This window comes from Qipengyuania sp. S6317L1, from assembly GCF_023015615.1.
GTDB lineage: Bacteria > Pseudomonadota > Alphaproteobacteria > Sphingomonadales > Sphingomonadaceae > Erythrobacter.
The window spans coordinates 243339-270289 of sequence record NZ_JALKAJ010000003.1; the positions used below are offsets into that span (position 1 = coordinate 243339).

General features: G+C 58.3%; 23 protein-coding genes. 11 read left to right on the plus strand and 12 right to left on the minus strand.

Annotated features, from left to right (window positions below):
• Positions 1–15 precede the first annotated feature (15 nt).
• The 6 genes from MWU38_RS08835 to MWU38_RS08860 are packed head-to-tail and all read left to right on the plus strand — an operon-like array spanning position 16 to position 6563.
• A complete protein-coding gene (locus tag MWU38_RS08835) occupies positions 16–1557 on the plus strand; it encodes an NADH-quinone oxidoreductase subunit M (protein ID WP_247271483.1) in 1542 nt (513 codons plus the stop codon).
• The gene (gene nuoN, locus MWU38_RS08840; RefSeq protein WP_247271484.1) at positions 1557–3038 is read left to right on the plus strand and encodes an NADH-quinone oxidoreductase subunit NuoN; all 1482 of its coding nucleotides are present in this window, start codon (positions 1557–1559) and stop codon (positions 3036–3038) included. Before MWU38_RS08835 ends, nuoN begins: the two co-directional genes overlap by 1 nt.
• A gap of 3 nt (positions 3039–3041) precedes the next feature.
• Complete coding sequence (locus MWU38_RS08845; protein WP_348646875.1) at positions 3042–3761, plus strand: biotin--[acetyl-CoA-carboxylase] ligase; 720 nt, start codon at positions 3042–3044, stop codon at positions 3759–3761.
• A 13-nt stretch (positions 3762–3774) separates the two neighbouring features.
• Complete coding sequence (locus MWU38_RS08850) at positions 3775–4572, plus strand: type III pantothenate kinase (protein ID WP_247271486.1); 798 nt, start codon at positions 3775–3777, stop codon at positions 4570–4572.
• 36 nt (positions 4573–4608) lie between these two features.
• Entirely contained in the window at positions 4609–6273 is a 1665-nt protein-coding gene (locus tag MWU38_RS08855; protein WP_247271487.1) for a ribonuclease J, read from the plus strand.
• Complete coding sequence (locus tag MWU38_RS08860; protein WP_247271488.1) at positions 6273–6563, plus strand: DUF1467 family protein; 291 nt, start codon at positions 6273–6275, stop codon at positions 6561–6563. Before MWU38_RS08855 ends, MWU38_RS08860 begins: the two co-directional genes overlap by 1 nt.
• A gap of 9 nt (positions 6564–6572) precedes the next feature.
• Here the strand turns inward: MWU38_RS08860 and MWU38_RS08865 are convergent, their stop codons facing one another.
• Positions 6573–9143, minus strand: coding sequence for an ATPase (locus tag MWU38_RS08865; protein ID WP_247271489.1), 2571 nt, complete (start codon positions 9141–9143; stop codon positions 6573–6575).
• A gap of 72 nt (positions 9144–9215) precedes the next feature.
• On the opposite strand from MWU38_RS08865, the gene MWU38_RS08870 reads away from it, so the two are divergent.
• From MWU38_RS08870 to MWU38_RS08885, 4 genes are all read left to right on the plus strand, one after another.
• On the plus strand, positions 9216–9533 hold the full coding sequence (locus MWU38_RS08870; RefSeq protein ID WP_247271490.1) for an Hpt domain-containing protein: 318 nt from the start codon (positions 9216–9218) through the stop codon (positions 9531–9533).
• Positions 9534–9634: 101 nt separating this feature from the next.
• Positions 9635–10831: a hypothetical protein gene (locus MWU38_RS08875; RefSeq protein WP_247271491.1), complete on the plus strand. Its 1197-nt coding sequence runs from the start codon at positions 9635–9637 to the stop codon at positions 10829–10831.
• Positions 10832–10897: 66 nt separating this feature from the next.
• The gene (locus tag MWU38_RS08880; RefSeq protein ID WP_247271492.1) at positions 10898–11854 is read left to right on the plus strand and encodes a hypothetical protein; all 957 of its coding nucleotides are present in this window, start codon (positions 10898–10900) and stop codon (positions 11852–11854) included.
• On the plus strand, positions 11851–13284 hold the full coding sequence (locus tag MWU38_RS08885; RefSeq protein ID WP_247271493.1) for a HAMP domain-containing sensor histidine kinase: 1434 nt from the start codon (positions 11851–11853) through the stop codon (positions 13282–13284). Before MWU38_RS08880 ends, MWU38_RS08885 begins: the two co-directional genes overlap by 4 nt.
• A gap of 57 nt (positions 13285–13341) precedes the next feature.
• Here the strand turns inward: MWU38_RS08885 and MWU38_RS08890 are convergent, their stop codons facing one another.
• Both MWU38_RS08890 and gltX read right to left on the minus strand, forming a co-directional pair.
• On the minus strand, positions 13342–14628 hold the full coding sequence (locus tag MWU38_RS08890; protein ID WP_247271494.1) for a citrate synthase: 1287 nt from the start codon (positions 14626–14628) through the stop codon (positions 13342–13344).
• Between the two features lie 49 nt (positions 14629–14677).
• Positions 14678–16108: a glutamate--tRNA ligase gene (gene gltX, locus MWU38_RS08895; protein WP_247271495.1), complete on the minus strand. Its 1431-nt coding sequence runs from the start codon at positions 16106–16108 to the stop codon at positions 14678–14680.
• Between the two features lie 206 nt (positions 16109–16314).
• Here gltX and MWU38_RS08900 point away from each other — a divergent pair, with 206 nt between their 5' ends.
• Entirely contained in the window at positions 16315–18462 is a 2148-nt protein-coding gene (locus MWU38_RS08900; protein ID WP_348646876.1) for a ComEC/Rec2 family competence protein, read from the plus strand.
• A gap of 27 nt (positions 18463–18489) precedes the next feature.
• On the opposite strand, the gene lexA is transcribed toward MWU38_RS08900, so the two are convergent.
• From lexA to trpE, 9 genes are all read right to left on the minus strand, one after another.
• The gene (lexA, locus tag MWU38_RS08905) at positions 18490–19191 is read right to left on the minus strand and encodes a transcriptional repressor LexA (protein WP_247271497.1); all 702 of its coding nucleotides are present in this window, start codon (positions 19189–19191) and stop codon (positions 18490–18492) included.
• Positions 19192–19417: 226 nt separating this feature from the next.
• A complete protein-coding gene (locus tag MWU38_RS08910) occupies positions 19418–20623 on the minus strand; it encodes a molybdopterin molybdotransferase MoeA (RefSeq protein WP_247271498.1) in 1206 nt (401 codons plus the stop codon).
• Positions 20624–21097 carry a cyclic pyranopterin monophosphate synthase MoaC gene (gene moaC / locus MWU38_RS08915; RefSeq protein WP_247271499.1) on the minus strand — a complete coding sequence of 158 codons (474 nt, stop codon included), beginning with the start codon at positions 21095–21097 and terminating at the stop codon, positions 20624–20626.
• 160 nt (positions 21098–21257) lie between these two features.
• Positions 21258–22049, minus strand: a complete 792-nt coding sequence (trpC, locus tag MWU38_RS08920; RefSeq protein WP_247271571.1) for an indole-3-glycerol phosphate synthase TrpC — start codon at positions 22047–22049, stop codon at positions 21258–21260.
• Complete coding sequence (gene trpD / locus MWU38_RS08925; RefSeq protein WP_247271500.1) at positions 22046–23038, minus strand: anthranilate phosphoribosyltransferase; 993 nt, start codon at positions 23036–23038, stop codon at positions 22046–22048. Before trpD ends, trpC begins: the two co-directional genes overlap by 4 nt.
• On the minus strand, positions 23035–23658 hold the full coding sequence (locus tag MWU38_RS08930; RefSeq protein WP_247271501.1) for an aminodeoxychorismate/anthranilate synthase component II: 624 nt from the start codon (positions 23656–23658) through the stop codon (positions 23035–23037). Before MWU38_RS08930 ends, trpD begins: the two co-directional genes overlap by 4 nt.
• Positions 23655–24629, minus strand: a complete 975-nt coding sequence (gene pip / locus MWU38_RS08935) for a prolyl aminopeptidase (RefSeq protein ID WP_247271502.1) — start codon at positions 24627–24629, stop codon at positions 23655–23657. Before pip ends, MWU38_RS08930 begins: the two co-directional genes overlap by 4 nt.
• Positions 24619–25452: a phosphodiester glycosidase family protein gene (locus tag MWU38_RS08940; RefSeq protein WP_247271503.1), complete on the minus strand. Its 834-nt coding sequence runs from the start codon at positions 25450–25452 to the stop codon at positions 24619–24621. Before MWU38_RS08940 ends, pip begins: the two co-directional genes overlap by 11 nt.
• On the minus strand, positions 25449–26948 hold the full coding sequence (gene trpE, locus MWU38_RS08945) for an anthranilate synthase component I (RefSeq protein ID WP_247271572.1): 1500 nt from the start codon (positions 26946–26948) through the stop codon (positions 25449–25451). The genes MWU38_RS08940 and trpE overlap by 4 nt, the downstream gene beginning before the upstream one ends.
• Between the last annotated feature and the right edge of the window lie 3 nt (positions 26949–26951).

A 26951-nucleotide genomic window follows, 5' to 3' on the forward strand; every position in this document is an offset into this window, starting at 1 on the left:
AGGTCTTTGAGCGTAATGGACTTTCCCATCCTCACCATCATGATGCTGGTGCCGCTTGCAGGCGCGTTGGCATGTTTGTTCGCAGGTTCAGCCTCGCGCGTGATCGCGCTCGGCGCTACGCTCGTGACATTTGTTCTCGGCATCATGCTGTGGGCCAATTACGAGATTGGCGGCGCGCAATGGCAGTTTCAGGAAAAGTATGAGCTAGTCGCAGGCTTCTCTTACGCTCTCGGGATCGACGGCATTGCGCTGATGCTAATTATGCTCAGCGTGTTCCTCATGCCGATCTGCATTCTCGCGAGTTGGGATTCGATCAAGAAGCGCACCGGCGAATACATGGCGGCCTTCCTGTTCATGGAAGTGCTGATGATCGGGACGTTTGCGGCGCAGGATCTGTTCCTGTTCTATATCTTCTTCGAAGCTGGCCTTATTCCGATGTATCTCATCATCGGCGTGTGGGGTGGGGACAACCGCATTTACGCGAGCTACAAGTTCTTCCTCTACACGCTGATTGGCTCGGTTCTGATGCTGATCGCGATGTTCTGGATGGTGAGCGAAGCTGGCACGTCGGACATTCCGACGCTGATGCAGTACAATTTCCCCGGCGGGGCGCAGACGTGGCTGTGGCTGGCGTTCTTCGCGAGCTTTGCGGTGAAGGTGCCGATGTGGCCGTTCCACACCTGGCTTCCCGATGCGCACGTTCAGGCACCAACTGCCGGTTCTGTGATCCTTGCAGGCGTCTTGCTGAAACTGGGCGGATATGGCTTTATCCGTTTCAGTCTGCCTATGTTTCCTGATGCCAGCGCCGACTTTGCGTGGTTCGTTTTCATCCTCTCGATGATCGCGGTGATTTACACCTCATTGGTCGCGCTGGTTCAGGCGGATATGAAGAAGCTGATTGCTTACTCGTCGGTCGCTCACATGGCGATCGTGACCGTCGGCCTTTTTGCATTCAATGTGCAGGGCCTTGAAGGCGCAATGATCGTCATGCTCTCGCACGGCCTCGTCTCTGGTGCGCTCTTCCTGTGTGTCGGCGTCATCTACGACCGCCTGCACACCCGCGAGATTGAACGTTACGGCGGCCTTTCCATCAACATGCCGTATTACGCTTTGTTTTTCCTGTTTTTCACCATGGCATCCATTGGCCTGCCTGGCACCAGCGGGTTCGTGGGCGAATTCCTCTCGCTTGCCGGCATCTACCAAACTTCCAGCCTCGTGGCGCTTGTGAGCACCACTGGCATTATTCTGGGCGCAGCTTACATGCTCTACCTCTACCGCCGCGTGGCTTTCGGTGATCAGAAGAACGCTGACGCCGCCGCGATGAAAGACATTACAGCGCGCGAATGGATTATGATGACCCCGATCGCTGCTGTCGTTCTTTGGATGGGTGTCTATCCTGAGAGCTTTCTGGCACCGATGCGCGCCGACATTGCTGCGCTTGATGCGCTACTTTCTGCAGCTGCACCTGCCAGCGATGCAGCGCTTACCGGCGGTGAACCCTTGAGCGAGGCGGCCAACGCCATCGAGTTCGAGGGACACGAAGGGGAGGCGCACTGATGCTCGATTTCTCATCCTCCTTCGCTCTGGTCATTCCAGAATTGATCCTCACGGGCGCGGGCCTCGTTCTGCTGCTTGTTGCCGCATGGGTCGGTGACAAAGCCGCGCGCGCAGCGACAATTGTCGCTGCTGGCACTTTGTTCACGGCGGGCCTTTTCACCATTCCCGGCCTGCACTTCGGAACTGATGGTCCTGACACTTATGCGTTCGGCACGCTTCTGAAGATCGACAGCTTCGCGCTCTTCTCAAAGGCGTTGATCTATCTTGCAGGTATCGGCGCGCTGATGGTTGCGCCGGCTTTTTTCAACGGCCCCGCAGCCGCGAGCGAACGCGGGCTTCGCGCGGAATATCCCGTGCTTGTCCTGTTCGCGACGCTGGGTATGAGCATCATGGTTTCGGCCAGCGATTTCATGACGCTTTATATGGGGCTCGAATTGAACTCGCTTGCGGCTTATGTGCTCGCAGCGATCCTGCGCAAGGATACGCGTTCGGCAGAAGCAGGTCTTAAATATTTCGTCCTTGGAGCGCTTGCTTCGGGCATTCTGTTGTACGGCATCAGCCTCCTTTACGGCTTCACCGGCGGCACCGACTTCGCAAGCGTTCGTGCTGGCCTTGAGGGAGAGCTTTCGACCGGACAGCTTTTCGGTTTGACTTTTGTCCTTGCCGGCCTCGCGTTCAAGATTGCCGCAGTGCCGTTCCACATGTGGACGCCTGACGTCTACGAAGGGGCTCCTACGCCGGTCACGCTGTTTTTCGCCACTGCGCCGAAGGTCGCAGCGGTCGCGCTCACCGCGCGCGTCGTTTTCGAAGTCTTCGGCGGTCAGGTTCAGGCCTGGCAACAGATCGTAATGTTTACCGCCTTGGCCTCGATCGTCTTCGGTGCGCTTGGTGCTATTGGTCAGGACAATTTGAAACGCTTGCTGGCCTACTCGTCGATCAACAACGTCGGTTTCATCCTCTTGGGCCTCGCAGTGGCTACTCCGGCGGGCGCAAGTGCAATGTTGATTTACCTCGTCATCTATGTGGTGATGAGCCTTGGTAGCTTTACAGCGCTTCTGATGCTGCGTGGTGCGGATGGTGAGCTTTATGAGACTTTCGGCGACATTGCAGGCCTCGCTGTTACGCGACCTGCCATCGCCTGGGCTCTGTTGCTCTTCATGTTCAGCCTTGCTGGTATCCCGCCGCTTCTCGGCTTCTACAGCAAGTTCGTCGTATTCCAGGCCGTGGTCGAAGCAGACCTAATAGTGTTCGCAGCCATTGGCATTGCCGCCAGCGTGATCGGCGCGTTCTACTACATCAAGTTTGTGAAGGTCATGTTCTTTGATGAGCCTGTGGGACTTGCGACCGGCAAAAGTGAGACGTCGCATTGGGTCCTGCTCGCGATCACCGCAGCGATCATTTCGCCGCTGGGCTATCTCATGACGGGTTCGATCAGCGATCTTGCCAACAAGGCAGCATATGCGCTGTTCCTTGCTGTCTAGAGGATGGGCGGCTTGATCCGCTTCGTCGAGAAAACAGGCTCTACCAACGCAGATTTGGCGGGAGCGCTTCGTTCAGATGCAAGGCCGGTAGAGGGTGATTGGCTTGTCGCCCGGCGCCAAACTGCAGGCAAGGGGCGTCAGGGCCGCGAATGGTTCGATGGTTCGGGCAATTTCATGGGCTCGACAGTTGTTACTCTTGCAGCGGATGACCCTCCGCCCGCGTCATTGAGTTTCGTCGCCGCCTTGGCTGTTTTTGACACCACTCTTCAGGCATCGAATGCGGCGCACAATCTCAAGCTAAAATGGCCCAATGATGTGCTTTTGAACGACGGCAAGCTCTCCGGCATTCTGCTTGAACTGGTTGGGAATACGATTGTCGCCGGTATCGGCGTGAACCTTGCCCAAGCCCCAAGCTTGCCGGATCGAAAGACAAGCGCGCTTGTCGACATTGGTACGGTGGTGAATGTCGATGCGTTTGCGCATGAACTTGCCAGCAATTTTGCGGCTTGGCTTGGTGAGTGGCGTCAACGCGGATTGCCGCACCTGCTTACCCATTTTCTTGAACGCTCAATGCACTCGAGCGGAAGCGCGATCACCGTCCATGACACTGACGGCACGTACATCTCAGGCAGCTTTGCAGGGTTGGAAGAAAGTGATGGCGCATTGAGGCTGCGCTTGGCGGATGGCTCGGAACGTGTCATTCGAGCTGGAGACATTTCATAAAGGGAGCGCCGCAATGCTGCTGGCAGCTGACGTCGGAAACACCAATGTTGTCTTTGCCCTGTTTGAGCCTGACGGGGAGGGCGGTTTTACCATGCCGCCGCGCGCACGCTGGCGCATCGCCACCGATCCGCGCCGGACGGGCGATGAGTATGCGGTCTGGCTCTTACAGCTTCTCGATATTGAAGGTGTGTCGCGCGAGGATGTGAATGCGATCATCTACGCCTCTGTTGTGCCGCGCGCAGATCATAATCTGACGGTGTTGAGCCAGAAATATTTCGATATCACGCCGCTTAAAGCAGGCGAGGGTGCGGCAGCATGGCCATTTGTTGCCGACGTCGATCAGCCAAGCTCGCTTGGTGCAGATCGCGCGCTCAATATTCTGGCGGCCCATCATAAATATGGCGGTGACCTTGTCGTGATCGACTTTGGCACGGCAACAAAGTTTGAAGTGATTGATTTCAATGGCACGTATAAGGGCGGCTCAATCGCTCCCGGGATCAATCTGTCGCTCGACGCCTTGGTTGGCAAGACTGCAAAGCTACCGCGCATTGCGATCGAAACACCAGCGAGCCAGAGTGTCATCGGACGCAACACGGAAGACCAAATGCTCATTGGAGTTTTCTGGGGCTATGTTGCAATGATGGAAGGGATCGTTGCGCGGATGAAGACCGAAATCGGCCGTCCGGTAAAAGTTGTCGCAACCGGCGGCCTTGCCATATTGTTTGACGAGGCGACCGATATTTTCGACGAAGTCGATGCCGATTTAACCATTGAGGGCCTCGCGATCCTCGCTAGGCAGGCATTGAGCTGAATGCCGTATCAATCGAGATAGAACGATAAAAACAAAGTGAAAAAAGACTACACCCCAGAAAATGAATTGCTCTTTCTCGCCCTTGGGGGCTCGGGCGAGATTGGCATGAACGTCAACCTTTATGGCTGCAATGGCAAATGGTTGATGGTCGATCTTGGCATGACCTTTTCGGGCGGCGAATACCCCGGCGTCGATCTCGTTTTTGCTGATCTGGAATTCATTGAAGAGCGCACCACGGACTTATTGGGCATCGTCCTCACCCACGCGCACGAAGACCACATTGGCGCCGTGCCCTACTTCGCTGGCGAGCTTGGCGTGCCGCTCTACGCGACGCCGTTCACCGCTGATCTGGTGGCCCGCAAACTCGAAGAGGCGGGGCTTCTGGGTCAGGTTGAGCTTAACATCATCGAGGAAGATCACGGCCAGATCGACATTTGGCCTTTTACGGTGAGGTATCTCCCGCTCGCGCACTCGATTGCGGAAGGAAACGCGCTGCTGATCGACACGCCGCATGGCCGCATTTTTCACACGGGCGACTGGAAACTCGACGAAGATCCGATCATCGGTGAGCCAACCACAGAGGATGAGCTTCGCGAGATTGGCAATGAGGGCGTCCTCGCGCTCGTGTGCGACAGCACCAACGTCTTTAATCCCAACCCCTCGGGCTCCGAAGGCGCGGTGCATAAGGGGCTGATGGAGGAGGTCGCGCGTCACAAGGGCAAGCGTGTTCTCGTGACCACCTTTGCGAGCAATGTCGCCCGTCTGCAAACGCTGGGCGAAGTGGCGCGCGAAACCGGGCGGCAGGTGTGTGTGGCTGGCCGCTCGATCGACCGAATTCTTGAGGTGGCGCAGGACAACGGCTATCTCGAAGACTTTCCCACCCCAGTGGACTTCGACACCGCCATGCGTCTTCCACGCGGCGATGTGATGATTTTGGCCACCGGCGGACAAGGTGAGCCTCGCGCAGCGTTGGCCAGAATTGCCGATGACAATCATCCGCTTGAGCTTGTCTCAGGCGACGTGGTGCTTTTCTCATCGCGCCTTATCCCTGGCAATGAGATTGCGGTTGGCAAAATGCAAAACCAGCTCGCAGCTCGCGGGATCGAGATGATCACCGATCGCCAAAGCTTCATCCACGTCTCGGGACACCCCGGACGTCCTGAGCTTGAAGCGCTTTACGGTTGGCTTCGTCCTGATGTGCTCGTGCCTGTGCACGGCGAAATGCGGCATATGCAGGAGCAAGCGCGGGTCGGCAAAGCGTTCGGAATTGCCAGCAACGTGGTCCAGTCAAACGGCGATATTGTCCGGCTTGCACCGGGAGAGCCCGGCAAAATCGGTGAAGTTCGCTCGGGCCGCCTCGTCCTTGATGGTGATATCATTTCACCGGCTGATGGCAATGCCGTGAACACAAGGCGGAGGGTGTCGTTCGAGGGCCTCGTCATCGTGGTTCTCGCTCGCGGAGAAGCCCCCCTTATCGAAGCGATTGGCTTGCCTCTTGATGAGGATCTGCCCGAGTTCATCGAGGAAACCCGCGAAGATATCCTCAAAGCGATAGGCAAGCTCAAGGGCCGCGATGCCAGCGATCCCTCTGCGGTTCACGAAGCAGCCCGTCTTGCTGCGAGACGAGCAGCCCGGCGCTGGTCAGGCAAGAACCCGCAAGTCCGCGTGCTTATGCCGGGTCTTTCAGGTGCGACAGACTAATGCAGTGGACCTCTATCCTCGCTGTCTATTTTCTCATCTGGGTGATGAGTGCGTTCATGATGTTGCCTTTCGGTGTGCGCACATCGGAAGAGGCAGGCGAAGCGCTTGTGCCGGGGCAGTCCGAAAGCGCGCCAGCACAATTCAAGCCGGGCAAGCTGCTGTTCCGCGCAACGCTGATCGCGATTGTGCTCACCAGCCTCTTCGTGCTCAATTACGAGTATGGTTGGATCGGCGCGAGTGACCTCGACATTCTGCCAAAGCCGCCTGAAAACCTATCCCGCGAAGGATAAAGCCCTAGATTAACGCAGACGTTCGATCGCCTGCGCAAGCACCACGTAGAGCTTGCCGACGTCAGAGCCGAGGACTGTCACGCCCAGAGCTTTGCCGTCTCTGGTTGACAGCACAGAGCGTAGCATCGCCTCAAAGTCGTGAATGTAGCGGCTTACGTTTGCCTTGAATTCGCCATCGCTTTGATAAAGCTCGGCAATCTCACGCGCTTCCCCGCTTTCGATCAAACGCACGGCCCGCCTTGTGAAGATGCCGCGCTCGCCCTTGAGGTAAGCATCCCAGGCAGTTTCCGAAACCTCTTGTGAGAGCGCGGTCGTGATATCGATGGCCGATGAATTCAGGCTATCTGTGATAAGCGCCATGCGCCGCGAGAAGTCATTGTTGACCTGTTCTTCGGCAAGTTCTCGCGCTCTTGCAATCCGTTGTTCCAGATTGATGGTAAGCTCATTCACCTTGGCGAGTTGATCGCGCAAATGGGAGGTTGCCTCACGGCTCACTCCAGAGGCGTGGGCCGCCGCTTGTTCGAGCTTTCCAGCGGCCTCTGACGAATTGATGCGCAAGGACCGTTCGAGTTCCGCAACCGCTCGCTCTGAAAGGCTTTGTGCGACCGCGTCGACTTTCTCGCTGGTGCCAGTCTCCAAGGTATCAAACACTTGGCGTGTTGCCTCTTCGAGTTTCTCTATGCTGCCGCGCAGGTGGTCTTGCGTCTCGCCAGAGAATGCTTCGCTTACCTGCGCCAATTCGGTTAGCCCGCTGCGCAGACCGTTGATCTTTGCCAGTGCTTCCTCGGATTGTTCCTGGACCTTGGCTTGAAGCGCTTCGATGGACGCTTCGTTGTCATCGACTTTGGTGCGCGCATCAACAAGGTAGGAGGTGAGGGCATCTGCCTTCTCATTGGTCGCCAGCATCAAAGTAGAAACTTCCTGTGCACGTTCTTCGACGTCACTCAAAGCGCCCAGCGTGGTCTGCATCGCCTCCGGCAAATCCTCGCGGCTGAACTTGGCACTTGATTGGATGATCTCAAGCAGGCGAATACCGTTTTCGGTAAGGTTGGCAATTTCAGCCTCGGTCTCGCGCAGTTTCGCACGCTTGTCTTCGAGTTGCTCGTCTAGCGCTGCCAGCCCAGACGACAGCGCCTCACGGGTTGCCTCACCCTGTCCGCCTGTTTCCGCAAGCAAGGCAGCTAATCGCTCCATTTGTCCGGCAATCGCGGTGCTGTGTGCTTCTAGCTTTTCCGTCTCTGCAAGATGCGCGTCACGGCGTTCGGCCAGTGCATCATCAAGGTCGGAAAGACGCTGAGCCAGAACCTCGCTTGCCTGCGCTTCATTGGTCGAGAAGCGTTCCTGAACTTGCGCTACCTGCTCGTTGAACTGGCGATCCCGTGTCGAAAGCTGTTCAGTGAATAGCGCGACATTGGCGTTCAATTGATCGACCCGGTTCTGCGCCTTGGCGATCGTTTTTGCATCGGTTTCATCGAGCCGCTCAATCGCTGCGGTCATTTGCGCGATAAAACGTTCCTTGGATGCATTAAGTTGCTCCATCGCTTTGTGTTCTGCCGCGCGCAGATCATCGCTGATGGTTTGCGTTTCGGATTGCAGCAAAGCGGTCCGCTCTTTGAGGGCGGCAATGGCGGCTTCCTCGGTCTGCGATACCTCGCTGCGATAGCTTTCTGTGCTCTCCTGCAAGGCGCTGAACCTTGAACCGGCAGCCCCTTCGATTGCATCAATTTGTGTCTGGAACCGCTCAAGGATGGCGCTCACCTCGCCCTCAAGCGAGCTTACTTGCGCTTCGCTTGCCTTGCCGAACTGGTTGAGCCTTTCGAAGCCTGCAACCAGTTTATCCAGTTGCTCTTGCGCGGTGCGGCCGGCCGAGCCGACTTGATTGGAAACATCGCGCGCCGAATTTGCGACGACGGGCAGGTTGGCGCGCAGCCGCGTCATATTGGCGAGAGCGCTTTCGCTTGCGCTGCCGATGGCATCGACCTGCGAGCCGTTATCTTTGATGAGGCTTTGCAGGGCATCGGCATGGGTGGAAATGCGTTCGCTGGCGATCCGGCCCAGCGATTCAAGCTCAAGGGATTGAGCGCTCAAGAATTCACGCGCAAGGCTCAGCTCGCGATTGACGACGGTCAGCCGGTCCTCCAGCTCGCGGCTTTCTTGCGACAACATGGCCGCACTCGCGGCAAACCGGTTCGCTTCGGCACGCGAATTGCGCATCGCAAGCAGCCAGGCCATCCCGATCAAGAGGAGCGGAACTGACCAGTTCACGAGCAAGCTTACCCAAACGGAGGGCTGCGTGGTCGCCGCCAAAATATCTCCCCGCATCGCCCAGCCATAAAAGCCGGTCCAAGTCAGGGCTAAGACAATGGCGACGGCAGGTGCGAGCCAAGCAATTTCGCGCGACGGGTGGAGTTCATCATACTCCTCCTCAAACTCATTTTCCGTCAGTTCGAGCGGTTCATCAGGCTCAATCGCATCGGAAAGATCAACGCCCTCACGTGCCTCATCGGTCGCGTTTCTGCTGGATTGCGCTTTATTTTCAGCTTCTTGGCTGACTGCGCGGATGTGTTTTCTACCTGCCATATCTGGATAAATACCACACCACAGCAAAGGATAAACCCCGCATTAACCCGATTTGGGTTACTGGATGGCTCTATGGCTTATGAAAGCGGAGCTCTTGATGCGACTTTGGCAGCAGCTGCGGGCGATAACGCAGCTTTGCTTGGCGAATTGCGCCTTGCGTTTCTGGAGAGCGCAGAGAAACATCTCGACCTTCTGAAACGCTCGCGCTGCGACGGCAATTGGAATGTCGCGGCGTTGCGGCTCAAGGGTTTAGCGGCCAGCTTTCACGCCCAGGAATTGCTTGATGCTGCCGAACATGCGCTCACTTGCGCGCCGGGAGAGCCGATGGCTGTGCGTGAGATCGAGCAAGTGCTTGCAGGCTTCACGGGCAAGAATTCACTCAAATTCTGACACCTACCACCGCAAAATCGTGGAAAGACCGGCTCCAAACCGCTTGATGCGGGGTGGTCAAGGCGCTTAGCGAAGAGCCTTTCCTTATTAGGAGTTCGGCTTTGCGCACTGCGCTCATCTCTGCCCTTACACGTGACCGCCACGGCAGTCTTCTTGCCGAAGAGGTGGTGGCCAGTCGTGCGCTGCTTGCGTGGCAGGTTGATGTGGCTTTGCGCCTTGGGTGCGAGCGGGTAATTTGCCTGTGCGACTCCCCTTCCTCGGCAGTCATCGCTCAACAGCGTCGGTTGGAAAACAAGGGGCTAGCATTTCACACCGCGCGGGGTCCGCTGCAATTGGTGAACCTCGTTCGCGACACAGATGACGTTTTCCTTTTGTGCGATGGCTTATTCTTGAGCGCCGAGACCGCTACCGATTTACTGACACACGAGGGTGAACTCGTGTCCGGCATCTGGACGCTTCCGGCCAACCATGCGCTTGCTTCGACGTTTCCCGACCTGTTTGAGCGGATCGACCGCGATCGTCATTGGGCAGGCGCAGCGATCATACCGGGTAAATGCGTGCATGGGCTTGGCGATTTACCGGAAGATGGCGATGCGGTTTCGCTTCTTTTGCGACTTGCCTTGCAAGAGCGCACCGGGTGCAACGCTGTTCCTTCACAATTTCTGGAAGGCGATGATTGGGTTCCTGCTGGAGACAAGGCTGCACTGGAGCGGCGCGAAGCGAAAATGATGTCACTCAGCCTGCCCGATCAGCAATGGGCTGGACCAATAAGCGCAGGCGCCACCGAAATCGTGCGCCGGACCGGACCTCTCTGGCTTCAATCAGCGCCTGAAGGGTGCGGATTAAGCGCGCTATTGTTGGGTCTAATCGGAGCAGGTCTGGCGTGGTTCGGCTACGCAGTGCCGGGACTCCTCGTTGCAGCGGTCGCCGCATTTGCAGCCGTGTTGAGCGCGAACGGGCGCGCTCTGCGCAGCGCGCTATATACCTCGGTGGAAGACCGGATCTGGCAGATTGGCTTTCCTTTTGTGATGCTGATGCTCGCTCTAGTCACTCTTGTGATGGCAAATTCCCAGGAGGACGACTGGCTCGTGCGGGCATCGCTGCCGGTTCTGGCGCTTGGCCTTGCCTCGATCAACGGGCAAGAGCGGTCGAGGCAGATCAGCGCGTTCTGGCGCGACACGCCGGCTCATTTGCTTATCTTTGCGCTCTTCGCAGGTCTTGGATACCTGCAAGAGAGTTTAATCGCATTTGCCCTCGCAGCGCTATTGCAACTGGCTGTTTCCTCGAGGAAGCAATAGACACATCGCTCCGATTAAATCTCTAAGCTAACCAGGGGTTAACCACGAGCCTGTATGGGCTACGTGATGGGCAAAGTAACCATGGATCGATCTCAGTCTGCATCAGTGGACTTGCTCCTGCGAGAGGAGCTTGCGCGCGGCAATCGTGCGCGGGCCTCGGTCGTGCCTGTCTTTGCGCATTTTCTCGACAGCGATGGCCCGAGTCTGTTCAGCGACGCGATCATTGCCGTGATGCGCGGCCAGCTGGAGCATCTCACCCGTCAATTGCTGGCCGCAACGTTTAGTGACACCGGCCGCGATGCGCCCGAAACCGTTGTACGCCAAGCGTTATCAAACCGTCTGGCTGGTGATGCGAACGTTGTGGACCACGTATATTCGGTTGCGCTCGAAGGTCTGATCGCCAAAAATCTCGAACAAAATTGCGCGATTGACCCGGTTCTTAGCCCTCTGCTGCAAGAGCTCATTGCCTCTGACAACGCTGCAATCGCCGAGATTGCCATGAGCGTGCTCGCCGCTCAATCTCGCTTTAGTTTAAACCACACACGCATGGAGCTGCCATTGGGCGAGCTGCCATTTGAGGTGTTCGCCCGGACGGTGGAGCATGGCGAAGCGGCAGCGAACGATGCGGATGTTGCTGTGGGGAATGAAGCCCTTCCCAAGCTCAAAAGCGATTATGACGAAGGGACAAATCGCATCGGCCTGTTGGCGCGGCTCACCTCGGCGATGAGGGGTGGGGCGGTTGCCGGTCTGGACCTTGCTCACGCAGGGCTTGGCTTGTTTGCCAGTTCGTGCGCATCGCTCCTGTCGCTAGAGCGTGAACACGCGGTGTTCGCTTGCCACGAGGGACAAACTGTGCGCCTCGCCTTAATGCTCAAAGCTGCAGGGTTGAATGGCGCGGCGAGCGAGCGTCAGATCGCTCTTCTGGGCGGTACAAAGGCCATTCCCGGCGGTCTTGAGGCGATTTCCCAAGTGTATGCGCGCGACATGCTCGCAGCGCATATGCAACAAGGCGTGCCGAAATGAACCGGCATCAATCTCTTGTGGCCGCGAAAGGCACGACGGACGACCACGATCGCCTGATCAGCGCTGACGAGCTACTTGCCGATTTGCAGGAAGCTTGCGGAGGCAAGGTATCAGGCACACTTGCTGTTCCCGAATTGCTCGACCTTGTGCGCCAGTGCAGGGAGCAGGGACTGCGCATTGCGCGTCCGTTTTCAGCGCTTTACGGCGAAGATCTGGTCTCCGGTTTCGTTCGGATACACCCGCTTGAAAATGTCGCAGTCGACGGGGCGGAAGGTGGCTCCGGCTGCGAGATACTGATTGAGAACTGGCTGAGCGCGCCGCATCTCGAAGAAGGAGGTCGCGGTGCTACACAATGGCTGGATGACGCGGACCGGGCCACAGCAGAGATAACAGCGCATCTTGATGCAAATCAGGCCATTCGCGCGCTCACATCGCACAGCCCCGATGCCATAGCATTGGCACATGCGATTGATGACGAGCCGGGTAAAATCTGGAGTGATTATATAGCGTTGGATGGGATAGCTCATGAACAACCTTTACACTGGCGCTTGCTGGATGGGGCGACAGCAAGGGTGCCGGGATCGGTGCGCCAATGGCGTGTGAGGCTTCTACCCATCGGCTTTTCGTCGGATGCCCCGCACGGGTTCGAACTGTTGCTGATCGCGAAGGAACCGCTGGGCGAAACAGCCAAGGTGGATAAGGCATCTCACATTGCACTTCCCGAACATTCACGCCTTATCGGGAGCGCTCTTACCCCTGTCTTGCGCCAACCCATTGCGCGCATCGTTGCGAATGCCGAGACCATTCACGCGCGGCTCGCGGGACCATTGCGCGACGAATACAGCGAATATGCAGCCAACATCGCTGCTGCGGGGCAGCATTTGTCGGGAATGCTCGACGATCTTGCCGATCTGGAAGTGGTCGAGGCCCCCGGGTTCAAAACTGCCAAGGACCGTGTCGATGTCCGCGACATAGCCAAGCGCGCAGCCGGGATCCTCGGCGTGCGGGCTTCGGCGCGCGAAATCAGCGTTTCCGTCGAAGCGGCCGCAGAACCTCTCTTTGCCATTGCCGAATTCCGACGGGTGCTTCAAATTCTCATCAATCTGATCGGTAATGCGATCGCTTATTCACCTGAGGGAAGCAGTGTCACAGTGACCTCTTGGGCAAATTCCAACGATACGGTGAGCCTGAGCGTCATTGATCAGGGACCGGGCGTCACCCAAGAGCAATCGACCAAGATTTTCGAGAAATTCGAAAGGCTTGGCCGTGATAGCGATGGTGGGAACGACACAGGTTCCGGCCTTGGCCTCTATATTTCGCGAAAGCTTGCGTTAGCGATGGGCGGCGATCTCGAAGTGATTCAGCCGCCGGTCGATGAGGATTTGGTCGGCGCAGAGTTCAAGCTGACGCTTCCCAAGGCTGACCCATAAAAAAACGCGGCCTGCCCAAAGACAGACCGCGTTTGCTTTATCAGAAATTCTATCAGATCAGCGCTTGTCGACCGGAACGTAGTCGCGCTGCGTCGGGCCAGTGTAAAGCTGGCGTGGACGGCCGATAACCTGAGCTGGATCGGAGATCATCTCGTTCCATTGTGCCACCCAGCCAACCGTGCGTGCGAGCGCGAAGAGCGCGGTGAACATGGTGGTCGGGAAGCCGATCGAGCTCAGAATGATACCGGAATAGAAATCGACGTTCGGGAAGAGCTTCTTCTCTTTGAAGTAGTCGTCGTTAAGCGCGATCTCTTCGAGTTTAAGCGCGGTTTCAAACACAGGATCGGTCGTCTTGAGCGCTTCAAACACTTCGCGAAGCGTCTTTTGCATCACGGTCGCACGCGGGTCGTAGTTTTTGTAGACCCGGTGACCAAAGCCCATGAGACGGAATGGATCGTTCTTGTCCTTCGCGCGCTCGATATAGTGCGGAATGCGATCAGGCGTACCGATTTCCTGCAGCATGTTGAGAGCCGCTTCGTTCGCGCCGCCATGCGCCGGACCCCAAAGACAGGCGATACCTGCAGCGATACAGGCAAACGGGTTTGCGCCAGAGGAGCCTGCAAGACGCACGGTTGAAGTCGAGGCGTTCTGTTCGTGGTCGGCGTGGAGGATGAAAATGCGGTCCATCGCCTTTTCGATCGCCGGGTGCACTTCGTACTCTTCCGCCGGCACGCCGAAGGTCATGCGAAGGAAGTTGCCGGTGTAAGACAATGAATTATCAGGGTAAAGGAAGGGCTGACCAACCGAATACTTATACGCCATAGCAGCGATGGTCGGCATCTTTGCGATCAAGCGGTGCGATGAAATCTTACGGTGCTCAGGATCGGAGATGTCGGTGCTGTCGTGGTAAAACGCAGACAGCGCACCGACAACGCCGCACATGATTGCCATAGGGTGTGCATCGCGGCGGAAACCCTGAAGGAAAGTCCGCAGTTGCTCGTGCAGCATGGTGTGGCGGGTAATCGTGTTTTCGAAGTCGCCGAGTTCTTCAGCGCTCGGCAGCTCGCCATTCAGGAGCAGATAGCTCACTTCCATGAAGCTAGAATGCTCTGCAAGCTGGCCAATCGGGTAGCCGCGGTGGAGCAATACCCCCTCTTGCCCATCGATATAGGTCAGTGCGCTTTCACAGCTAGCAGTCGACTTATAGCCCGGGTCGAAGGTGAAGGCGCCGGTCGCGCCGTAAAGCTTGCGAATATCAATTACGTCAGGCCCTGTGCTTCCTTCGAGCACGGGGAATTCGTTTGTCGAACCGCCGAGTCCGAGCGTCGCTTGCTTATCAGCCACCATGAGTCTCCTAATCAGTCAATATCCTGTCCTTGTTTCCCCGCGCCGGTCACGCTGATTGCGCGTCGATGCGAGCCAAGGATTCGTCCCGTCCCAGCAGGACAAGTACGTCAAAAATTCCAGGCGAGGTTGTCGTCCCAGTCAGCGCAGCACGAAGCGGCTGCGCAATCTTGCCAAATCCCAGATCCAGGTCCTCGGCGAGCGCCTTCGTAGTGGCTTCGAGAGCCTCCATTGTCCAGTCATTTTCGCCCGATAATGCGTTGGAAATCAGGCGCAGACGGGCTCTGCCATCATCATCGAGGAATTTTGCCGCCTTTTCGGTCATCTCAAGAGGCTGTTTTGCGAACAAAAAGCCAGCGCCTTCAGCAAGTTCATCAAGTGTCTTTGCACGAGGTTTGAGGACTGGCATGGCCTTGGCAAGCAGATCCAGATCCGCTTTTGCTTCGATGCGCTTTGCGACAAGAGGCGCAAGCCGTGCATCATCTGCTTCCCGAATATAATGGCCATTGAGGTTCTCAAGCTTCTTGAGGTCAAACCGAGAGGGGCTTTTGCCAACGCCAGCGATATCGAATAGCTCAATCGCCTCTTCGCGCGTAAATTCTTCGCGGTCGCCATGCGCCCAGCCAAGCCGCAGCAAGTAATTGAACAGGGCTTCTGGAAGGATACCAAATTCATCGCGATACGTCTCGGCACCCAACGCACCGTGACGCTTGGAAAGCTTGCCTCCGTCCTGACCGTGGATAAGCGGGACATGTGCATAGACCGGATCAGGCCATCCCCCTTCGATCGCATCCATTGCGCGATAGATCGGAAGCTGGCGAAACGCGTTATTCAAATGATCATCGCCGCGGATGACGTGGGTGACGCCCATGTCATGGTCGTCGACCACCACCGCGAGCATATAGGTCGGTGTGCCGTCAGCGCGAAGGATGATATAATCGTCAAGCTCTTCGTTCTTAACGGAAACTTCGCCTTGCACCTGATCCGAAATACTCGTCTCACCCTCAGCCGGGGTCTTTAATCGGACGGTGAAGGGCGCACCTTCGGGAGCCTCGGAAGGATCGCGGTCGCGCCAGCGTCCATCATAGAGAAAAGGCTGTTTGTTGGCGCGTTGTTCGGCGCGCATCTCTTCAAGTTCTTCGGCGGTCGCAAAGCACTTGTAGGCGTAGCCCGCCTCCAGCAACTGATTGGCGACTTGTGCATGGCGCTCGGCCCGCTTTGATTGAAAAACGGGTTCGTCGTCAAAATGCAGACCGAGCCAATCGAGGCCGTCAAAGATTGCCTCGATTGCTTCCTGCGTCGAGCGCTTTTTGTCAGTATCTTCGATCCGCAAAAGCGCTTTGCCACCATAATGACGAGCATAGAGCCAATTGAACAATGCCGTGCGGGCCCCACCAATGTGAAGAAAACCCGTCGGAGAGGGCGCAAAACGCGTCACAACTTGCATATTGTTTGCCTGGCCGCCTGTTTCGCTGAGCATTGACTACCAATTCCTACCTATTTGTCGCATACTAACGCCAACCAACCCAAACGGGGGAGGGGCGTTACTGCATGGCCGATGTGCCAACTATTCCAATAGGGGATGATCCTGCGGGCAATTCTGCCAGCGCGGGAAGCACCCCTGCTTCGGTTCGAGAAAACCCGGAGACGAAGCCTTCAAAGCGCCTCTGGCAAAGGGGCGGCGGCTTGTCCAGCATTTGGCGGACAATTGCCGATAAACTTGAAAGCTTCCTTGAGCAGGCGCAATTCGATCGGGCGCCATGGCTGGCGGTAATCTTTGCCTGCGGCATTATGACCTGGTTTGGTCTCAAGACCCCGTGGGCATGGGCCGGCGCGATCGGTGCAAGCCTCATCCTTGGCGGGTTCGCCCTCGCGGCATGGCGCGGTGAGGTGGCGCGTGACCACTTGCGGAATGCAGTGATTGCCAGCGCAATTGTTTTTGCAGCAGGCATTTCAGTGGTTTGGCTGCGCTCGGAAATGGTTGGGGAAGAGGCAATAGATCGGCCAGTGGTGGAACGCGTGCAAGGTTACATCCTTTCTCGCGAAGATCAGCCATCGCAGGACCGGATACGACTTGTCCTTGCGGTGCGCGATGCGACAACCGGGCAAAGCCGGAAAATAAGGGTCAATGTACCGCTCGAAAAGGTTGAGCAGGCGCGGACGCAATACGGGACTGTTGATGATGCCAGCGTCCTCACCGAAGGCGCGGTTGTGCGATTGCGGGTGAGGCTTATGCCGCCGGCTAGCCCAATGTTGCCCGGCGCATACGACTTTGCGCGCGCGGCTTGGTTCAAGGGGCTGTCGGGAACCGGCAGCGCGATGGGGCAGGTAGAGGTTCTTGAAGCCGCGCAAAGCGATGGTTTCATCGCGAGGACCCAGCGCTGGTTATCGTCCCACGTCCGAGACAATGTGGGTGCCTCCGCTGGCACAATTGCTGCTGCTTTTGCGAGCGGCGACCGGGGTGCCATCACCGAGGGCGACCGTGACGCCATGCGCGATGCAGGATTGACCCACCTGCTTGCCATCAGCGGTCTGCATGTGAGCGCGGTGATTGCAGGGACATATCTGCTCGTCATCAAGCTTCTCGCTCTTTTCCCGGCCCTTGCCCTTCGGATGCGGTTGCCAGTCATGGCGGCGGGCATGGGGGCTGTTGCCGGGATCGGCTACACGCTGCTTACCGGAGCCCAAGTTCCCACGGTGCGTGCGTGCGCGGCGGCGATGCTGGTACTTCTTGCCCTAGCGACAGGCAGAGAAGCACTATCGTTACGAATGGTCGCGGCGGCCGCAGTTTTCGTCCTTATGCTTTGGCCTGAGAGCGTCGTTGGTCCCAGTTTCCAGATGAGCTTCGCCGCTGTGCTTGCGATTGTGGCCTTGCATTCAAGTGAGCCGGTCAAAGCATTCCTTGCGCCTCGAGAAGAGAGCCATCTCGTAAGACTTGGGCGTGGAACCGCGATGTTGTTTGTCACTGGGCTGGTGATTGAAATCGCGCTCATGCCGATCGTGCTGTTCCACTTTCACCGCGCAGGCCTCTACGGTGCAGTAGCGAACGTCCTTGCCATCCCGCTTGTGACTTTCGTCTCGATGCCACTCATTGCATTGGGACTCCTGTTTGATCTGGCGGGTCTGGGCGCGCCGTTCTGGTGGCTCACTGAGAAGTCGCTCAATCTCCTGCTGGCAATCGCGCATTTCACCTCGGCTCAGCCCGGCGCGGTCAAGCTGATGCCGCAGATGAGTGGTTTTACTATTGCGCTGTTTGTTGGTGGCGGACTGTGGCTCGCGCTTTGGTCGGGGCGTGCAAGGCTGCTCGGGTTCGTGCCAGCGGCAATCGCTACGGTTTTGCTTTTGTTGACACCCATCCCCGATGTCCTGATTGGCAGGGAAGGGCGGCATGTCGGCATTACCGTCACCGCCGAGGATGGCTCGCGCCGTTTGCTTTCCTTGAGGGACAGTCGTTCTTCTTACTCGCGCGACAACCTTCTCGAACTCTCCAGCGTGACAACCGAGCCAATCCCGCTAGTGGAATGGGAAGGTGCGCGATGTTCGCCTGAGTTTTGCACCATCGCGCTTGAACGCGGTGGCCGCCAATGGTCTCTTCTTCTCGCCCGCAACCGCGAAATGATTGAAGAGCGAGCGTTAGCCGCAGCTTGCGAGCGGGCAGACATCGTCGTCGCCGACCGTTTCCTGCCCCGCTCTTGCTCGCCGCGCTGGCTCAAGGCCGACCGCCGGTTCCTTCAACAAAGTGGGGGGCTCGCTCTCGACCTTGAAAACGAACGCATCACCCAGGTTTCAGCATCGCAGGGAGAGCATGGATGGTGGCGCGCTGGCGAGAGGTAAGATGAACCGCCCACCGAGCGCGCGCAATCAATGATAACGTCGCAAAAGACCCGCAAGCTTGCCTTGAACCTCGACTTCTTCAGGACCGTAGACTTGCGGATCATGGGCCGCATTGGCCGGGTCGAGTCGCACCAGCCCGCCGTCTTTGTGAAGATATTTAAGCGTCGCTTCTTCGCCGCGCACTAGAGCCACCACAATCTCACCATCACGTGCAGTGTTCGTGCGGCGCACGAGCGCGAAGTCACCGTCGAAAATGCCAGCTTCAATCATCGAGTCGCCGGACACTTCAAGAGCGTAATGCTCGCCCGGACCAAGCAGGGCCGCTGGCACAGGAAGCGAGCTTTGCCCTTCAAGCGCTTCGATCGGAGCGCCAGCTGCAATCCGGCCGTGGAGCGGGATTTCGATGACGTCATTCGCAGGCTCAGGCGCCGCTTTGGCAGCAGTGTTTGCCGCAACGACGGTATCGTTCGCCGCACTGGCCACGGCAGGCGCAGCACGCGGGATAGGCGTCGAATCTTCAGGGTTCCTGATCACTTCCAGTGCGCGTGCCCGATTGGGCAGACGCCGGATAAAGCCACGCTCTTCAAGAGCGGAGATCAAGCGGTGAACACCCGATTTGCTTTTCAAATCGAGCGCTTCTTTCATTTCTTCAAAACTGGGCGAAATTCCAGTCTCTTCCAGCCGCTGCTGAATAAAACGGATCAGTTCGTGTTGCTTTGCCGTTAGCATGGGCAAACTCCATCAGCCGCACTCTTGCGTGCGAGACACAGCCCCCCTTGAGCCATGACCACACAGTGCCAAAGGTACGCACCTTGTAGTAGCATGACGCCCCGCACGTATTGAGAAGAACAGTGCGGAACACATGCAATACAGAGCACTAACCGTTCGACCAATATGGTGAACGAATGCGGAACGAATAGGCAACTTGATTCGTCAAGTCAAGCCGTCGGAAACGCTAAAGCCAAGCAAAACCGCCATTTTGGAGGGTGTAGACGGTTATTGGCTCCCCTTCGGCCACTTCGCATCCATCGGGTTCACGTTCAGCGAGGCAATTCGCTAGTGCCAGGGAACCCAAGGCGCTGGAATCCTGAGAGGCGGCGCTCATCACCTTCTCTCCGTCGCTTATTGCACGAACGAATTCGCGCCTCGGGCCGCCAGCGGGGAAGACTTCTCCGGCAATGCGTTGCTGGGGGGAGGGGAGCGGATTTGCGATCCCCAGCGAAGCGCGTATCAAGGGCAACGCAAAGAGGTAAGCTGTCACAAAACTCGATACCGGATTACCGGGAAGCCCGAGGACGACTTGACGGCGGCCACCGATCGCGCGCGTGGCCACCATCAGGGGCTTGCCGGGTTTGATGGCGACTTTCCAGAACGCAATCTCGCAGCCCCATTCGCGAAGCGCATCTTGCACAAGGTCGTGGTCGCCCACCGATGCGCCGCCGGAGGTGATCAGGATGTCGCAATCCTGTGCATTGGCGAGAGCCTCGGCAAGTGCCCCCATATCGTCGGCGACGGGGCCGATACGTTGAGCAGAACCGATGAGTGGCGCCAACATCGCGGCAATCATCGGGCCGTTGCTAGCAGGCATTTGGTCGTCGCGCACATTCGTTGCATCGCGTGCGAGTTCGTCGCCGCTGTCGAGCACCGCAACTTTTGGGCGCGCAGCAACAGGCAGCACCGCATGACCACCGGCAATCGCGAGCGCGAGCTGTCCGGGGCCGAGCACTGTGCCCTGGGCGAGCAATTGGTCGCCTTTGCCAAAGTCAAAACCGCGGCGGCGCACGTGACGCCCGGGCTCGGGTGTCTGTTCGGCGCTCAGCGTGTCGCCATCGCGCGTGGCATTTTCCTGAATCAGGACGCTGTTGGCGCCTTGGGGCATATGCGCGCCGGTAGAGATGCGCACCGCTTCGCCGTGGGCAATCGCCCCCTCGAACGGCGCGCCAGCGCGGCTTTCTCCGACCAGTTGCCAAGGCCCATTGCCCGCAATCGCATAGCCATCCATCGCCGATAGATCAGCAGGGGGCTGCGTGCGGCGTGCGGCGAGGTCATCTGCAAGAACCCGTCCCAGCGCATCCTCGACCGCCACCTCTTCGCGGGGCATTTTGGGGGCCAGCGCGAGAAGCTGCGCCTGAGCCTCGGCAAGGTCGAGCCACCCTCCCATTTAGCTGTCCGCTTTCCAAATGCCCGATTTGCCGCCGCGTTTTTCGATCAGGCGCACCTCGCTGATCACCATGCCTTTGTCGATCGCCTTGGCCATATCGTAAATGGTAAGAAGAGCGGTGGAGACCGCCACCATCGCCTCCATCTCGACCCCGGTTTTACCGGTAAGCGAGGCGCTTGCGGTGGCGCGAATGGCGTCTTCCTGAAAGGTAAAATCCACCGTGACCGCCTCCAGACCCAGCGGATGGCACAGGGGGATAAGCTCGCCTGTGCGCTTGGCCGCCATAACCGCGGCGATGCGCGCGGTTCCGAGCACGTCGCCCTTCGGAGCGTCGCCTTCGCGGATGGCGTTCAGTGCCTCCTCGCTCATACTGATTGCGCCAGACGCGATGGCGACACGGTGCGTTTCCGCCTTGCCGCCAACGTCGACCATATGCGCCGAGCCATCTTCGCCAAGATGGGTGAGCCGGGTCATGCCGCTCTCTCAATGTTGGACATTTGAGACACTTGAGACACTGTCCTAGAGTCGAAATCAGGTCGATGAATAAAGGTGCTATTAATCGGTTTGTTCGATTGATGGAAAGGCACTCGCTTGGTCAAGCCGGCCTTATGCCACAGGTCGCTTTGGTAGGACACTATCCTTCGATCAGGGCCCGTGTGGCCGCTGCAACGTCGTTTGCGCGCATAAGGCTCTCGCCGACGAGGAAAGTCCGCACCCCGCTTTGCGAAAGGCGTTCGCAATCCGCATGGGTCGCAATACCGCTCTCACCCACCAGCAGTGCACCATCAGGACCAAGCGGAGCCAAACGCTCGGTCGTAGCGAGCGAGGTGGTGAAGGTTTTGAGGTCGCGGTTGTTGACGCCGATGAGAGTGGACTTGAGGTGGGCCTTGGCGCGCTCCATCTCTTCTTCATCGTGCACCTCGACGAGCACATCCATCGCGTGTTCGGTCGCGGCGGCTTCGATTTCGGCCATTTGCGTATTGTCGAGGGCTGCAACGATAATGAGGATCGCATCGGCGCCGATGGCGCGCGCTTCGAGGCACTGCCACGGATCGACCATAAAGTCCTTGCGAAGCACCGGGAGATCGCAGGCGTTTCTGGCCTCGACGAGGTAGTCCTCATGCCCCTGGAAATAGGGCGCATCGGTCAGGACGCTAAGGCACGCCGCTCCCCCTGCTTCATAGGCGCGCGCGTGGTCTGCCGGACGAAAGTCCGGGCGGATGAGGCCTTTGGAAGGGCTTGCTTTCTTGACCTCTGCGATCAGGGCAAATCCCGTTTCGGCCTTGGCGTGCAACGCCGCCTCGAACCCGCGTGGGGCGGTTTGGTCCTTGGCAGCGGCCTCTAGCGCGGCGATGGTCGTGACAGCTTTTCGCGCAGCCACTTCCTCGCGTTTGTTCGCGCAGATTTCTTCAAGCTTGTTCATCAGACTGTGAGTTCAATCCATTTGGCGAGGAGGGTTTTGGCAGCGCCGCTATCAATCGCTTCGGCAGCAATGTTTGCCCCCTCTTGCCAGTCATCGGTTTTGCCCGCCACCACCAAAGTGCCTGCCGCGTTCAAAAGCACCGCATCCCGGTAGGCGCTTTTTTCGCCGTCGAGAAGCCGCGTGAGGGCGGCTGCGTTGTACTGCGCGTCATCGCCGCGGATTGCTTCGAGCGGGGCGTTCGGCACGCCGATAACGCTCGCCTCAACGCGGCGCATGGTGACTTTGCCCTTGTTCACGTCCGCGAGGGTGTTGCCGCCCGCAAGGCTTAGCTCATCAAGACCCTCATCGCCTGAGACGATAAAGGTGCGGGTTTGATCGAGGCTCGCCTTGGCCTCGGCGTACATCGGCACAAGGTCGGGGCTGGCAAGGCCGATCAGCTGGGTGCGCACGCCAGCGGGGTTGGTAAGCGGGCCGAGCAGGTTGAAGATCGTGCGCTTGCCAATTTTCTCGCGGATAGGCGCGATGGGGCCGAGCGCGGGGTGATGAACGCGCGCGAAAAGAAAACCGATGCCGATTTCGTGCAGCGTTTTTTCCGCGCAGCGCACGGCGGCATTTAAATCAAGTCCAAGGGCCTCCAATGTGTCGGCAGCGCCTGACTTGGAAGAGGCCGCGCGGTTGCCATGCTTGGCGACGGGTACACCACAAGCTGCGACGACAAGGCTGACGGCGGTAGAGACATTGAGCGTATGTTGCCCATCTCCGCCCGTCCCGCAGCAATCGACCGCACCGTCGGGCGGGGTGATGCCATTGACGCGCTCGCGCATTGCCTGAGCCGCGGCGGCGATCTCCACGGCGGTCTCACCGCGTGCAGCCAAGGCGATAAGGAAGGCCTCGATTTCCTCGGTGCTGACTTTCAGGTCGAGGATATTGGCAAAGACCTCATCAGCCTCGCCGCGGGTGAGGAATGGAGCATCAAGCGGGAGCGAAGTCATTTTTGCAATTCCTCCGGCTCAATGCCGCAGATTTTCAGGAAGTTTGCAAGCAGCGCATGCCCATGCTCGGTCGCGATGCTCTCAGGGTGGTATTGCACTGAATGGATCGGCAGGCTCTCATGCCGGAAGCCCATGACGCTGGGGTGATCTTCTCCCGGCGTCTCTGCATGGGCGTTGGCGATGAGGCAATTGGGCACATCGACCACCTCAAGGCTGTGATAGCGCGTGGCGGTGTAGGGGGAGGGCAAACCTTCGAAGAGCCCCGTGCCATCATGCGTCACAGGAGATGTCTTGCCATGCATCAACCCGCCGCGCGTGACCGTCCCTCCAAAATGCTGACCAATCGCCTGGTGGCCAAGGCACACTCCCATGAGCGGCTTACCCGCATCCTCACAGGCGGCAACAAGATCAAGGCTGACGCCAGCCTCGTTTGGTGTGCAAGGGCCGGGCGAAATGAGAAACCCGCTCGCATTGGTGGCTAACGCTTCGCTCGCGGTGAGCGCATCGTTGCGCTCCACCCGAATGTCCGCTCCCAACTCCATCAGATAATGGACAAGGTTGAAGGTGAAGCTGTCGTAATTGTCGATGACCAATATCTGCTTCGTGGGGATTTGGCTCATGACAACTCCGCAAACTTATCGGTTGCGCGTACAAGGCCATCGACCAGGCCCGGCTCGCTCGCGGTGTGGCCTCCATCATCAACGATCCACAATTCCGCCGATGGCATTGCCTTTTTCAAATCCCAAGCGGAGCGCGGCGGGGTGCAGGCATCATGCCGCCCCTGAACGATGATCGTGGGGATATGGGCGATTCTTTCGATGTTGCGCAGCAATTGCGCTTCTTCAAGGTAGAAGTCTTCAAGGAAGAAGCGTGCGCAAATGCGGGCAAAGGGCAGGGCGCTTTCAGGTGAGACGAAATCGGTAAGAAGTTCCGGGTTGGGTAGAACGGTAATCACCGTTCCCTCCCAAGCGGCCCATTGTTTCGCTGCCGCAAGCCGCTCCGCCTCGTCGTCCGAGGTCAGGCGCTTGTGGTAGGCTGCAACCATATCGCTGCGCTCATCGTGTGGAATAAGACCGGTGAAGCGGTCCCACTGCTCGGGGAAAATCTCGCTTGCGCCGTAGGAATAGAGCCATTGTTTCTCCGCTGCCCGTGCAAGAAATACCCCGCGAAGAACCAGCTCGGTTACGCGCTCAGGTTGCTTTTGCGCATAGGCCAGCGCGAGGGTTGAGCCCCAAGAGCCGCCAAACGCCTGCCACGCCTCATGCCCGCACATTTCGCGCAAGGCCTCGATATCGGCAACGATGCGCCATGTGTCGTTCGCCTCGATTTCGGCAAAGGGCGTTGATTTGCCACATCCGCGTTGATCGAAGAGCAGCACGTCGTATTTTTCCGGGTCCCATTGGCGGCGGTGGTCGGGCGACATACCGCCGCCCGGCCCGCCGTGAAGGAACACTGCAGGTTTCGCGCCAGGCGTTCCGACGCGTTCGTAGTAAAGCGAATGGCTTTCACCCACATCGAGAAAGCCCGTCTCATAGGGTTCAATCTCGGGATAGAGAGTGCGTTCATAACTGAGCATATTGCTATTGGCCATCACGTCTCTCCACCACAATTACAGGTCCCACGCGCCTTTTATCCATGCGCCCGCTTGCCGGATGCCAGAGCGAAGAAATATTGCCATCAAGGAAAAGCGCATTGGGCGTCTTCACCTCGTCTCTGAAGTAACGCGCGAGTTGACCGAAACTCAAAGGCGCATCGGAAATGACGAAATGCGCTTTGCCTTCTGCATCAACGCCGACGCCATTGCGGATCGCCTTGGAAGGGCCATTGTCCTGGATTTCCGGATGGAGTTTGCCATCGATTACAAGCATGGGACCCGACTGTGTCCCGAACTGGGGACGCGTGCCAATGGTCCGCAGAAATGTATCGGAGGCAAGGATTTGCCATCTGCCACCGGTCCCAAAGAAGACGCCGTTGGGTTTCAGATAAAAATTGCCTGAGCCATCGCCGCGGTCGAGTTCACCCAAACGGTCCTCATCGCGGACGAAATAACCGACGGGCTTCAAGGCGTCATCATACATCCCGCCGTTCATAACAAAAGCGATGCGGCTTTCATCGCGGCCCGCTGCCCATCCTTCGATGGTGCCGAAGTTTGGCCCGCTCGACGGTGCAAGGCCGGTGTTGATACGGTGCGTTTCAGGGTCAGCGGTGCAATGGGTAAGCGGCACGCTTTCGAAAGTCACCGAACGGCAGACCGCATCTTCGTTTTCCTCGGAGGCGAGCGTTTCAACCGGGTCCTGTATCGGGCGCGGCACGGCATCGCCAATCTCGGAGCGCACCACCGGCTCGCCCGATGGCTGCTGCTCGCAAGCGGTCAGCGCAAGGGTGGCTGCAAAGATCAGTGATAGATGTTTCATTGACCAAATCCCGGTTCGCTTGCCACGCGCACGGCCTCCTTGGCGGCCGCGATCAAAGCGCCAGCCTTCGCGCGGCATTCAGCAAGTTCGTAGTCGGGCTGGCTATCGGCAACGATGCCAGCACCAGCTTGGACGTGCATTGTGCCATCTTTTACGACAGCCGTTCGTAAAACGATGCAACTGTCGACCGAGCCATCGGGTGCGAAATAACCGACACCGCCAGCGTATGCGCCGCGTGTTTCGGGTTCCAGCTCGGCAATGATTTCACACGCGCGGATTTTGGGCGCGCCCGACACCGTGCCAGCAGGAAAACCTGCAAAAACGGCGTCCAGTGCGTCCTTGTCATCCGCAAGCTTGCCGATCACATTGCTGACGATGTGCATGACGTGGGAATAGCGTTCGATGGTGAAGCTGTCGGTGACCTCGACGCTAGCACGAGAGGCAACGCGGCCCACATCATTACGCCCCAGATCAAGCAGCATCAGGTGCTCGGCCAGTTCCTTGGGATCGGCGAGGAGCGAAACTTCATTGGCGTCGTCCTCCACGCGGTTGCTTCCACGAGGCCGGGTGCCGGCAATAGGCCTAATGGTGACTTCGCCATCGCGAACCCGCACGAGAATTTCCGGGCTGGACCCGACAATTGCAAAGCCGGGCAGGTCGAGGAAATAAAGGAAGGGCGAGGGGTTTACCCGTCGCAAAGACCGATAAAGCGCCAGCGGTGGAAGCTCAAACGGGCAGGTGAAACGCTGGGCGAGCACCACTTGGAAAATATCGCCTGCAAGGATGTAGTCCTTTGCGCGCGCGACCATGCCTTTGTAATCATCGCCCGACATCACCGGCGTTAGTTCAGGCTCGATTGTTTGCGGCGATGTTTGCGGCTCTGGCGGACGGGGCCGGGCAAGAGCGCGCAGTGTGTCGTCGATCCGCTCGCCCGCTTTTTCGATTTCGGAATGCGGGTTCGCGGCCTTCCAGATTGGCGCCACGCAAAAAAGCTCGTCGGAAAGCCCGTCGAAGATAAGGATCACCGTCGGCCGCACGAACAGCATATCGGGGAGCGCAAGCTCGCTTTGCGGGGCACGTGGTAACGTTTCGACGAGTCCGATCGTCTCGTAGCCGAAATAGCCGACCAGACAGGCAAGCGCCGGGGGAAGCCCTTCGGGCACATCAATCCGGCAGCTTTGCGACAGCGCGCGCAATTCCTGCATGGCGTCGCCTTTGCAGGGGGTAAACGCCTCGCGGTCCTTTTTCCACTGCGTGTTGATCGAAGCTTCCGCGCCGCTTGCGCGGAAAACCAGATCAGGGTCGAGCCCGAGCAGCGAATAGCGGCCGCGCACCTCGCCACCTTCGACCGATTCCAGCAGAAAGTCGCCGCGTCCCGGTTCGATCAGTCGGCGCGCAGCTCCCACGGGCGTATCGCAGTCAGCCACGATCTTGCGCCACACGAGCGCAGGCTTTCCGCGCCCGAGCGCATCAGCCGCGCCGGCTGCATTCCCCAACTG